This is a genomic window from Singulisphaera rosea (assembly GCF_054877945.1).
Genome location: NZ_JBTYIP020000022.1, coordinates 118,262 through 130,735, shown reverse-complemented (window position 1 = coordinate 130,735; position 12,474 = coordinate 118,262). Strand labels below are relative to the sequence as shown.

At 67.7% G+C, this 12,474-nt stretch carries 6 protein-coding genes; 2 read left to right on the top strand and 4 right to left on the bottom strand.

The annotated features are described in order from the left end of the window. Positions 1-34: 34 nt before the first annotated feature. Positions 35-1,018, bottom strand: a complete 984-nt coding sequence (locus tag ACYOEI_RS29075) for a polysaccharide deacetylase family protein (RefSeq protein ID WP_462853163.1) — start codon at positions 1,016-1,018, stop codon at positions 35-37. Positions 1,019-1,244: 226 nt separating this feature from the next. On the opposite strand from ACYOEI_RS29075, the gene ACYOEI_RS29070 reads away from it, so the two are divergent. Further along, complete coding sequence (locus ACYOEI_RS29070; protein ID WP_462853162.1) at positions 1,245-1,958, top strand: ion channel; 714 nt, start codon at positions 1,245-1,247, stop codon at positions 1,956-1,958. Positions 1,959-2,085: 127 nt separating this feature from the next. After that, entirely contained in the window at positions 2,086-3,831 is a 1,746-nt protein-coding gene (locus tag ACYOEI_RS29065) for an RNA polymerase sigma factor (RefSeq protein ID WP_462853161.1), read from the top strand. Positions 3,832-3,936: 105 nt separating this feature from the next. Here the strand turns inward: ACYOEI_RS29065 and ACYOEI_RS29060 are convergent, their stop codons facing one another. From ACYOEI_RS29060 to ACYOEI_RS29050, 3 genes are all read right to left on the bottom strand, one after another. Beyond that, complete coding sequence (locus ACYOEI_RS29060; protein WP_462853160.1) at positions 3,937-7,077, bottom strand: c-type cytochrome; 3,141 nt, start codon at positions 7,075-7,077, stop codon at positions 3,937-3,939. Between the two features lie 107 nt (positions 7,078-7,184). Continuing rightward, positions 7,185-8,642 (bottom strand): DUF1501 domain-containing protein, encoded by a 1,458-nt coding sequence (locus ACYOEI_RS29055; RefSeq protein ID WP_462853159.1) that lies wholly within the window; start codon positions 8,640-8,642, stop codon positions 7,185-7,187. 153 nt (positions 8,643-8,795) lie between these two features. Beyond that, on the bottom strand, positions 8,796-12,320 hold the full coding sequence (locus ACYOEI_RS29050; protein WP_462853158.1) for a DUF1553 domain-containing protein: 3,525 nt from the start codon (positions 12,318-12,320) through the stop codon (positions 8,796-8,798). Positions 12,321-12,474: the final 154 nt, after the last annotated feature.

Sequence of the window (12,474 nt, the reverse complement as noted above, 5' to 3'; positions counted from 1 at the left end):
TCGACGACCATCGAACTCGCGCCGGCCAACATCCTCAGCGGACGTTGCTCGCCCCGTTCGGCTTGGCCGCGGTCTCGGTCATCTCCCGGAACTGCTTCCAGGAGATCAGCTCGATCCCCAGCCGCTTGATCTCGGCGGCGGTGGCGGGGTCGGTGAAGATCTTCCGATCGGAGTCGCGACGCTCGGAGCTGTTGGTGACGGCGCGGAGCTCATCGTCGGCGACGCCGCAATGGATGATGAGCTGGCTGACGCCCGCCGGGAGCGTCCTCAGGGAATTGAGATAGGTCTCGGCCCGCTTGTCGAGGTCGTCGCCGCCGTAGAACTGCACGAGGTTGTCGAGGACGGGCAGGCGCTTCGCGTCGAGGGCTGCCAGCAGGGCCTTACCCTTTTCGCGGAGGGCGGGGTACTCCTCGCCGATGGCCCCGTCGACGTTGCGTAGGAAGAGGACGGGGAGGTTGTATTTGAGGCCGACCTTGACGTAGACCTCGAGGATGTCGGGCCGGCTCACCAACGCCCCCATGTGGGTGTCGAGGTGGCTGATCGGGATGCCGAGGGCCTTCGCCCGCTCGACCTGGGCGATCAACTCGATCTCGACTTCCTCGGCCTTGGCGTTCTTCATGACCCCGTCGACGCCGCCGTAGAAATTGCCGTCTTTGTCGAGCAGGCTTGGCACCTTGTCTCGGCTCGCGACCGAGCCCCATTTGAACTGGGCCCACTCCGAGTTGAGCGTCAGGTGGATCCCGTAGTCCTTCTCGGGGTGGGCCTTCGCGTAGTCGGCGAACTCCTTGACCCAGGGACACGGGATCATGATGCTGCACGACGTGACGATCCCCTTCTCCAACGCCTCGAAGGTCCCCCGATTCGCGGAGTGGCACATCCCGGCGTCGTCCGCGTGGATGATCAGGTACTTCTTGCCCTTGGCCGCATCCGGCGCGGGTTCCGCGGCCCGGAGGCCGGCAGGACTCATCAAAGAGACGACAAGGGCGGCGGACGCGATCAAAGCTCGGGCGATGCGCATGGGAAGGAGACCTTGAGAGAACGCGAAGGAGAGCGGCCTGGCCTTCGAGGCGCAGGGCCGATCTCAAGATGCGGTGGAGGGGGCGGGATTGCAAGCGGTTTCCCCCGGCGTAGGCCGCGCCATGGTCGGTGCCGTCCGGTAAGATGTCGGCCGGTCTCGGAGGACGGTTGGGAGGCTCTCCTCGCCGCTTCCGGGAGGAGGATCGGGCCGAAGAGGGGCGAGGTCGATGGCAGCGGAGAAGGTCATTACGAAGACCCGTCCGACGATCGGCAGGACATTCGGGGGACGCTATGGACTGCTGCTCACGCTCCTGCTCGCCCTCGTGCTCCTCACCCCCTGGCTGAGCGGCGGAGACGTGCTCGCCAGCCCGATCGATGTGCTCGTCTTCGCGGTGATGCTGGCTGGGATCCGCGCCTCGGCCAGCGGGAGGAGGCCTCTCATCCTCGGGATGTCGCTGACGGTGGCCACCCTGGGGGTCCACTGTGCGGCGTACCTCAAGCTCAATCCCCTGCTCTTCGGTCTGCACCACATCCTGGTCCTCGCGGGCCTCGCGTACGCCTCGGGGATGATCCTCTCGGCCATCCTCCGGCACGCCGAGGTGACCTTGGAGACCTTGAAGGCGGCCGTCTGCGTGTACCTGTTGATCGGGCTCGCCTGGGTCTTCGCCTATGCCGTCGTCGGGATGGCCTACCCCGGTTCTTTCCGGTTCCCGATGGAGGGCCAGGGGGCGGTCCCAGTCCGGGTGACGGTGCGTGACCACTTCCCCGACCTCATGTATTTCAGCTTCGCGACCCTCACGACGCTCGGCTACGCCGAGATGGTCCCTCGAGGCCCCCACGTCCAGACCCTATGCTACGTCGAGGCGATCGTCGGGCAGATCTACATGACGATCCTGATCGCCCGGCTCGTCGGAATGCACATCTCTCGGCCTCGAGTTTGATCCTTGCCATTACGCACGACTCGGAAGAATCCTGTCACCTCCGACCGGCCTCGCGCCACTGATCTCGGAGGGCGTGCGGGACCGTGGCGCCCCTGATCGTCCTGGAAAACGTCAACGGGGGAACGTCATGACGCTGTCGAGTTCGACTCCGACTCCGAGTGAGAGGACGCTCGATTCCGACCTCTGGATTCTTGTCTGTCGGGGGAGTGTCGAGGCGTTCGAGGTCCTCGTGAAGCGGCACCAGTCGCTGGTCGCCGCCGTGGCCTACAACGCGTGCGGCGACCTGGCGCTCAGCGAGGACGTGGCCCAGGAGACCTTCTGGGCGGCCTGGCGAGAGCGGGCGTCGCTGCTCGATCCCGGCCGGCTCCGGCCTTGGCTCTGCGGGATCGCGAGGAACCTCGGGAAGAACGCGGGACGTCGGGCCGCACGCCCTGCGGATTCGGCCGCCCTCGAGTCGGTGCCGGAGTCCCCGGCCGAAAAGCCCGGGCCGCTGGAGGAGGCCGTTTCTCGGGAAGAAGAGGCGATGGTCTGGAAGACCCTCGAGAGCATCCCCGAGTCATATCGGGAGGCGTTGATCCTCTTCTATCGCGAGGGGCGGTCGGTCGCGGATGTCGCTTCGGCCCTGGAGCTCACCGAGGACGCCGTCAAGCAACGGCTCTCCCGAGGGCGGGCGATGCTGCGGGATCGGATGGCCGAGCGGGTCGAGGCCGGCCTGCGGCGGAGCCGGCCGGGCCGTCGCTTGACCGTGGCGGTGATCTCCGGCCTGGCCGCCGGCGCCTCGAGCGCCAAAGGGGCGATGGCCGCCGGGGTTGCGGCCGCTCCCCCGGTCGCGAAAGCGGTTGTTGGCTTTGGCCTCTCGGGCGGTCTGCTGGGGGGCCTCCTGGGCTCGGTTTTCGGGGTCGTCGGGCAATGGTTCGGAACCTGGCTCCCGGCCCAACTTGCACCCACGACCCGAGAGCGGGACGAGATCCTCCGCGCCGGCCGGCGGATGCTGCTCGTCTCCGTCGTCATGATCGCCTTGCTCTTCGCGTTGATCTGGACCCTCGCCGGACGCCCCGCGTATCTGGTCGGCCTGGGGTGCTGGCTCGCGGCGCTACAGGGCTACATCCTCGTGGAAACGATCCGGCTGAGCCGGACCGTGGCGAAGATCCGCGCGGAGAGCGGCCCGGCCTCCGAGGCGAATCACACGGCGATGAAGACGAGGGTCGACGGTTTGGCGGCCCGATACCGCGGGCGAGTCCATCGCAGCCGGGCGACGCTCCTTGGACTTCCCTTGGTCGACATCAACGTCAGCGACCCTCGGCCGATCGGTGGGCCGATCCCGACGAGGTTTGATCCCCGAATCGCCCGGGGCTGGATCGCGATCGGGGATGATGCGCGAGGGATTGTCCTGGCGATCGGCGGCAAGGCGCGGGGACTTGTTGCGATCGGCGGTCGTGCTGTGGGAGGAATCTGCTTCGGCGGGGTTGCCTTGGGCGTCTTCGCGGTCGGCGGGCTCGCGTTGGGAGTTGTCGCCCTGGGCGGGCTGGGGCTCGGCGTGTTCGGGTTCGGGGGCCTCGGGATCGGTTGGCAGGCCTGCGGGGGAGGCGCGATCGGTTGGGAATTTGCCGCGGGAGGAGGTGCTTTAGCCCACCACGCGGCTTTCGGCGGCGGGGTATTCTCTTATGAATATGCCCTTGGTGGAGGAGGTGCCGCTCCCCACCTCAACGACGCCGAGGCCCGGGCCGTGATCCTCGGCCACCCGCTCAAGCGGGGATTCGATTGGTACGCCGCGCACGTCCATTGGGTCACGGCCGCGGTCGTCCTGTCGGGCCTCGCCGTGGCGGCCGGGATGAAGCGGCTTATGTATGTCCGTCGTTCCGATGCTGCATGAGCCAACCGGGTTTCTGTCACCGGATGGGGACGTCGCGGACGGTACCCGGCCATGACTGCGGCCGAACCCCGGTGTCGGAGAAACACCGGGGTCCGGCACGGGTTGTCACTTCTTCTGGAACATGGGGTCCTTCGCGTCACCTCGAGAGAGGATGTACGCGAGGAGGTCGAGGACCTCGTCTTCGTTCAGGGAGTTGAGGAGCTTCTCGGGCATCAGCGAGGTCTTGGCGGGGCTCATCTCGTCGACGTCGGACTTGGCGACCTCGGCGACCTTGGTGGAGTCTTCGGGGTCGGTGAGGATCGTGAGGGCGTCCTTGGACTCGCTGACGATCCGGCCGTTGTAGACCTTGCCCGAGGTCGTGGCGATGGTCGAGGCGCGATACTGGTCGGAGACGACCTTGCTCGGGTCGATGATCGCTTCGGAGAGGTCCTTGAACCCGAACCGCCCCGCGGCCTGGGTGAGGTCGGGGCCGGTCGCGCCCCCGTCGCCGCCGAAGCGGTGGCAGAGGACGCAGCGGGCGGCGGCGAACATCGTCTGGCCGTCCTTGAAACTACGCCCGGTCATCTTCGTCTTGGACAAGGTCAGCAGCTCGTCGAGATTCCACTCGTGGCCGGGACCCTTCGGCTTGGGGAGCTCCTTGACCTGGAACGGGGCGCGGGCGCCGGTGGCTTCGACGATGAGTCGCTCGGCCTCGGAGGCGTTCTCGAAGGCCTCCTTGTCGATGTTCGTGATGAACCCCTGGTAGCTCGCCCCGCCGCTCCACTTGTGGGCGTCGTGGAGCCAGCGGAAGTAGAACTTGCGCTCTTCGGGCGTCCAGCTCTCCTTGAGGTTGCGGAGGGCGAAGGCGTAGTGGATGTTCTGGGCGTCCGGCTTGTTGGCGAGCATCTGGGCGATCGTGCCGCCATAGCCCGGGTTCCTGGCGAGCAGCTCCGAGACGGTCGACGCCGACTCCTTGGGACCTGCCTTCATGAGGGCGATTCCCTTGGCGGCGATCGTCGGCGACTTCACGTAGACGAGCATGTTGGCGAGCTCTCGGTTGAGCAGGTCGCCCTTCGCAGGGAAGTACCGGTCGAGCTTCGCGACGAAGCGAGAGGCCGTCGTCGCGTCGGGCTCGCCCATCCGGATGAAGACCAGGGAGAGGGCCCGGAGCATGTCGAGCTGGAGCGGTTCGCCGAGGGTGCCGAAGTCGAGCCGTTCGATCGCCTCGAGGATCCGGGGCTTGAGCGACTTGTCGCCCTGGTGCGCGAGGGCGACGACGCCGGTGAGGAGGGCTTCGGGGTCCTTCAGCTCGAGCACCATGTCCTGCCAGGCCTTGGGGTCCTGGTGTTCGAGGACGACCCGGGCGGCGTAGCGGATGAACCGGTCCTCATGGCCGAGGTAGGACCGGGCAAGTTCGACGGCCTCGGTCGGGTCGGCTTCGCGATGGTGATACTCTTCGAGGCGATGGCGGAGGGCACGGACGTCGGCGAACCGGGGATCCTTGGCGTCGACGGTCGCCGTCGACTCTTCGCCGGCATACATCACGCGGTAGAGCTCGGACTGGGTCCCTCGGCCGCCGACGCTGAAGTAGAGGGCGCCGTCGGGCCCGGCCGCGACGTCGGTCAGGGGGAGCGGGGTTCGCGAGAGGAACTCTTCCTTCACCGCGCGGTAGGTCGCGCCTTCGGGCACGAGGTGGAGGGCGTACATCGTGCCGAAGGTCCAGTCGCAGAGGTACAGGGCCTTCTGGTACTTCGCCGGGAACTTGGTGCCGTAGCCGAACGAGACGCCCACCGGGGACCCGGGGCCGATGTCGGTCATCGGCGGGAGGCTATCGAGGTACGACGCCGGCCAGACGCCGGTGCCGCTCCGCCAGCCGAATTCGCTGCCGCTGGTCGCGTGGTTGACGCGGGTCGGGCGGTACCAGGGCATGCCGAGGTCCCACTCCATGTCGGAGTCGTACACGAACAGCTCGCCGTCGGCGTTGAAGTCCATGTCGTACGAGTTCCGATACCCGATGCTCGTGACCTGCCAGGTCTTGCCCTCGGGGTCGGTCTTGACGACGTAGCCGCCGGGCGCGAGGATGCCTCGGGCGTGGCCGTTGGCGTCCCACTGCCGGGGCAGGAGCAGGTCCTCGTCCCAGTTGGTCATGACCGGACCCGGGTCGAGCTTCTCGGGCGGGAGGGTGTGGTTGCCGCAGACGATGAGGATCGACTTGCCGTCGGGCGAGAGCCGGAGGCCGTGCGGGCCGTGTTCGCCGCCGCCACGGAACTCGGCGAGCTTGTCGATCTTGTCGTACTGGTCGTCGCCGTCCGTGTCCTTGGCGCGATAGAGGCCGCTGCCGGGGCCGCCGTTGATCGAAAGGTAGAGGCTGTCGAAGGCGTAGAGCATCCCCTGGGCCGAGGTGATCTTGGCGTCGAGCTTCTCGACCTTGGTCGGCTGGTCGCCGCCGATGGGCGGCGGGGTGATCCGGTAGAGCCCCTTGTTGCTCTCGTCGCTGGCGATCAGGCGTCCCTTGTTGTCGAACGTGATCGAGACCCAGGAGCCTTGGACGTCGCGGGGGACGGTGTAGAGTCGTTCGACCCGGAAGCCCGGGGCGACCTCGAAGACGTAACGGTTGGCGGACTCGCCGGGCGTCTCCTTCGCGAAGACGTCGCCCCAGGGGCCACTCCCCATCGCGCCGAGCGTCTTCACGGCCACGCCGTCCTTTGCGTCACGACGCAAGGCCGCGGTCCATGAGCTGTCGGAGACGACGTACCGCGTGCTCCCGTCCGCGAGGACCAGGGCGAGCTTCAGAGCGAAACCGGCGACATCCCCCTCGTTCTCGACCGAGACGACCAGCTCGTTCTTGCCCGCGCGGACGCGATCCTGGACGTCGGCCGTGACGGGCTCGGACCAGTTGTTCCCCTCGGCGACCTTCCGGCCGTTGAGGAAGATGGTCATCGAGTTGTCGCAAGAGGCCTTCAGCAAGGCGGCCGACGAGCCCCCCTCGAACGTCGTCTTGAGGAAGTAGCGGACATCCGGGCGTTCCCCCCAGATCCAGACCGGGGCGGGGCCTTTCGCGAGCGCCTCCTGGACCTTGCTCACGGGGGCGGGCGTCCTGGCTGCGCCCCGGGTGTGCGACGTGGCGAACTCGGGCTTCTGGGTCGACCACCGCCCGGCCTCCTGGGCAGAGGCGGAGCGGACAACGGCGAGACCGACGAGGCCGAGCGCCAGGGCGAGGAGCGGCGTGAAGGTCACGCGTCGGCGTTGCAAGGGAGCGGAGGGCACGTTGATCTCTCCATCGGGTCTGGAACGGAAACACGGCCGGGCCGTCGTCGGGACAGACGCTGATCCAAGGGTTCCGAGAGCCGAGGGGGACGCGGCCCTCGGCCTGATCACGCGAGGATGTCCTTGACCACTCGGCCGTGGACGTCGGTGAGGCGGAAGTCGCGCCCCTGGAAGCGGAAGGTCAGCCGCTCGTGGTCGAGCCCGAGCAGGTGCAGGATCGTGGCCTGGAGGTCGTGGACGTGGACCTTGTCCCGGGCGACGCTGAAGCCCAGCTCGTCCGACTCGCCGTGCATGATGCCGGGCTTGAAGCCGCCGCCGGCCACGACCATCGTGTAGCAGTCGGGGAAGTGGTCGCGCCCCAGCACGGCGCTGGCGGCGGTCCGCCCTTCTCGGAACGGGGTCCGGCCGAATTCGCCGCCGATGATGATGATCGTCTCGTCGAGCATCCCGCGCGACTTCAGGTCCTTGATCAAGGCCGCGATCGGTTGATCCATCGTGGCACACTTATTCGTCAGGCCATCCTTGAGCCCCTGGTCGGGCGAGGTCCCGTGGAAGTCCCAGCCCCAGTCGAAGAGCTGGACGAACCGGACCCCCTGCTCCACCAACCGCCGGGCGAGCAGGCAGTTGTTCGCGAAGCTCGAGGCGCCCGGCTGGGCCCCGTACGCCTCGAGGATGTGCTTCGGCTCCCGGCGGATGTCCATAACCTCGGGGACCGAGGTCTGCATCCGGTAGGCCAGCTCATACTGCGCGATCCGGGTGACGGTCTCGGGATGCCCGAGCTCTTGCGCCTGGATCTCGTTCAAGTCTTTGAGGGCGTCGAGGCTCATCCGCCGCATCGACCGGTCCATGCCGGCGGGGTCGGACGCGTAGAGCACCGGGTCCCCCTTCGAGCGGCACTGGACCCCCTGGAAGACCGAGGGCAGGAAGCCGCTGCCGAACGAGTTCTTGCCCCCGTTCGGCTGCACCCCGCTCGAGATCAACACGACGTACCCGGGGAGGTCCTCGTTCTCGGTCCCCAGGCCATAGGTCACCCACGCCCCCATCGCCGGCCGGCCCGAGCGGGCGGAGCCGGTGTAGAGCAGGAGCTCGGCCGGAGCATGGTTGAACTGGTCGGTGTTCATCGACCGGATCACGCAGAGCTCGTCGGCCACGCTGTGGAGGTGCGGGATCGCGTCCGACATCCAGACGCCGCCGTCGCCGTACTGGGCGAACTTGCGCGGGGTGCCGAGGAGCTTGGGTGTGCCGGTGGTGAACGCGAACATCTTCCCTTTGAGGAACGCGTCGGGGCAGTCCTGCCCGTCCCTCTTCACCAGCTCGGGCTTGTAGTCGAAGAGGTCGAGGTGCGGGGGCGACCCCGTCAGGTGGAGGTAGATCACCTGCTTCGCCTTCGGGGCGAAGTGCGAACTCTTCGGGGCCAAGGGGTTCACGACCTTGCCCGCGGTCGTCCCCGCGGGCGCATCCTTGGCGAGCAGCGACGCCAAGGCGATCGCGCCGACGCCCGCCTGGCTCTCCTTGAAGAAGTGCCGGCGCGTCATCTGGCGCACGCGTTCGTACTCAGGATGCATCGGTCGTTCTCCCGGAACCGCGGAGGGAATCACGCCCCGGTCGAGGGTCGACGAGGGGGATGGATCAGGCAAGCCCGCGTTGGCGAAGGAGCCGGGTCGTCCTTTGGCGACGGGCCCGGCGTGGTTGCGTCGACCCTCGGCGAGAGGGATAGATTACCGATTCATGAGCATCTCATCCAGGTTGAGCAGGACATTGCCGACGACCGACCAGGCCGCGAGCTCGACGATGTCGGACCCTTGCGGGGCCGGGCCGAGCGGGTTGGTCGCCATCTCCAGGGCCTTCGCCTTGTCCTTCGCCAGGCTGCTGGCCGCCGATTCATGAAGTGCGACGAGCCGTTCGAGCTCCGTTGCGGTCGGCTGGCGGGCGAGGCAGACACGGAACCCGAACCGGGCCCGCTCCTCGGGCGTCTTACCCCCGGCGACGATCCGCCGCGCGAGGGCCTGGGCGGCCTCGACGTAGACCGGGTCATTGAGGGTGACCAGGGCCTGCAGCGGCGTGTTCGTCCGGGTCCGTCGGACGGTGCAGACCTCGCGGTTCGGGGCGTCGAAGGTCGTCATCGACGGATACGGGTTCGATCGCCTCCAGGTCGTGTACAACCCCCGACGATACTTGTCCTCCCCCGCGCTCGTCTGCCAGTCGATTCCCGGACCGAACGCCGCGCTCAGGCCCGAGGCCGGCTGCGGCGGCTTGACCGGCGGGCCGAACGCCTTGGGGCTCAGCAGCCCGGCGACGAAGAGGGCCTGGTCGCGGATCGTCTCGGCCGAGAGCCGGAACCGGGGACCTCGGGCCAGCAGGACATTCTCCGAGTCGCGGCGGAGCGCCTCGGGGCTGACACGCGAGTCTTGCCGGTAGGTCGCCGAGGTGACGAGGGTTCTCACGAACTGCTTGAGGTCCCAACGCCCTCGGATCAGCTCGGTGGCGAGCCAGTCGAGCAACTCGGGATGCGTCGGCAGCTCCCCTTGCGAGCCGAACTCCTCGCTCGTCGGGACGAGCCCCGCGCCGAAGAGCTGCTCCCAGTACCGGTTGGCGATCACCCGGGCAGTAAGCGGGTTCTCGTCGCTCATCAGCCAGTTCGCCAGCGCGAGCCGGTCTTTTTTCACCCCCGCGGGCAACGGGTGGAGGGCGGACGGGGTCCCCTCGGTGACCTCCTGGGCGAGCTCGAGGTAGTTCCCCCGGCGATGGACCTTGGTGACTCGCCTCGACTCCTTCGGCATCTCGCGGAGGATCGGCACGGTGGTCTCCGGCTTCATCTCGGCGAGCTCTTTCTTGAGCACCGCGAGCCGTTCGCGGACGGGCTTCAATTCGGGGGCGGCCGTCGCCAGGTAATACTTGGTCAGCTCGTCACGAGTGCCCGTCGCCTGCCCGGTCGCCGAGAGTTTGAGGGCCTTCCGGATCGGCACCGGCGCCTTCGCGAGCTCCAGGGCCGTGTCGTCCGACGCGACCGCGAGGCGGAAACGCCCGAGGGTCCGGCCCCCCGGGGTCGCCTTCTGCTCGATCTTCACGGTGAGCGTCGAGCCCGGTTCGACCGCGATCGGAGAGGCGGGGACCAGCGTCAACGTATGCGGTTTCCCGGCTTGCCCCACCACCGACCAGCCGAGACCCTGGGCCTCGGCTTTCCCGAAGACGCGGTTGAGCTCGGGCGACGAGTCGGCGTTCTCGTCGAAGGCGGTTAAGAACGCGATGGCCCGCTCGTTGCTGGGGGCGAACTCGGCGCTCAGCTTCGGGGCCGGGATCGCGTCCTTCGTCCAGACCGGCTCGTGCTTCTCGTCCAGGAGCACGATGCGGAACCCGGCCAGGCGGGGCGCGGTCCCTCCGTCGGTGCGGTTCCAGACCTTCAACCGCTCGATCGGGCGGGCGGACTTGAGGTCGAGCTCCCACCAGGGATTGTCCGACTCCTCGGTATGGGTCGTCGACTTGGCGTTGTTGTAGTCGCCGTCGGTGTTGCCGTCGATCGCCAGGGCGGCCGGGCCGTTGAACGCGGTGCTGCTCTGCTTCGCTTCGCCCTTGGGGGCGACGTTCTCGGACCCCTGGAAGACCTGGACCTCGGCGAGCGAGAGGAACTTCTTCGGGCCGGGGAGCTCGACTCGGACATACCGGGCGGTCGGATAAGGGCCCCCAGGCTTCGTGACCGAGGCGAGGACCCTCGTCACGACGAAGTCGCCCCCGGCGTGGCCCGGGCCTTTGCCGGGGAGCGAGCCTTCGGGCAGGGCCTCGACCTGGAGCGCCGAGAGGCTCGGCAGGACGGTCGAGGTCTCTATCGTCGTGACATCAGAGTTGGCCCCAGGCCCGACGAGCACGGAGCGGTCGTCGAGCTTCGACAGCCGGGCCCCGGCGTCGGATCGCATCGTCGACGGGTCGATCGTGTGCCACGAAGGGCCGGCGGCGATTCGCTTCTCCCAGGCGGCCAGGCCGGCGAGTCGCTCGGGCGAGGTGGAGGCGAGGTCGGCCTCCAGCTTCGCGACCTCGCGTTGCCGGTCGGCCTTGAGCTGTCGCTGGACGGCGGTCTCAAGAGGCAGGAGCGGCGATTCGTCGGGCCGGTCGGCGTCGCCCGTGTTGTTGAAGAAGGCGAAGATCTGGAAATACTCGGCCTGAGAGAGCGGGTCGTACTTATGGTCGTGGCATTGGGCACAGGCGATGGTCGTCCCCATCCAGACCGACATCGTCGTGTTGACGCGGTCGACCACGGCGACGTTGCGGAACTCCTCGTCGTTGGTGCCCCCCTCGTTGTTGGTGAGCGTGTTCCGGTGGAAGGCGGTGGCGACGAGTTGATCCTCGGTCGGGTTGGGCAGGAGGTCGCCGGCCATCTGCTCGACGGTGAAACGGTCGAACGGCTTGTTTTCGTTGAGCGAGCGGATGACGTAGTCGCGATACGCCCAGATCGTCCGCGGGGGGTCGTCGGCGTATCCCGCCGAGTCGGCGTAGCGTGCCAGGTCGAGCCACATCCGGGCCCAGTGCTCGCCGTACGCGGTCGACTCGAGGAGCCGGTCGACGAGCCGGTCGTAGGCGTCGGGACTCTCGTCCTTGACGAACCGATCGACCTCCGCGAGGCTCGGCGGTAGCCCCGTCAGGTCGAGCGTGAGCCTGCGGATCAGGGCCGAATTCTCGGCCTCGGACGACGGTTCGAGCCCTTCCTTCTCGAGCCTGGCGAGGACGAATCGGTCGATGGCATTCCTGGGCCAGTTCGACCGCTTGACTTCGGGGAGTGCGGGCCGCTCCGGCTTGACGTAGGACCAGTGCTTGGCATACTTCGCCCCTTGCCGAACCCATTCGGTCAGCAACTCCACGTCTTTCGGCGAGAGCGTCTTCCCGGTCTCGGCGGGGGGCATGATCTCCGTCGGATCGTTGGAGACGATCCTCGCGATCAACTCGCTCTCGTCCGGCTTCCCGCGGACGACCGCCGGTTCGCCCCCAAGCGGGGCGAAAGGGCCATCCTCGGTGTCGAGCCGAAGCGGCTTATCGCTACCTTTTCGCTTGTTCGCGTCGGGGCCGTGGCACTGGAAGCAGGCGTTCGAGAGGATCGGCCGGATCTCTCGATTGAAGTCGATCACCCGCGCCGGCCCGTCGTCGGCCTGTGCGAGTGTCCCGGAAATCAGCCCCACGGCCATCGCGGCCGCGCAAATGAAGGGGCCTGGGCCCCTGCCCTCGGCTCGTCGGGGCGAGTTGATCAACGCTCGCATGGGCATGATCCGCCAGGTCAAAAGGTCGGGAGGGTATTCTTGGCGTCGCATGGCCGTCAGGCGCGGCACGGGCAGGCTCACTCTATCATCATAATCGAATCTTGCCGCCCGCCGCGAGGGCCTAGATTCGGCGGGCTCGACCATCGGTCAAGGC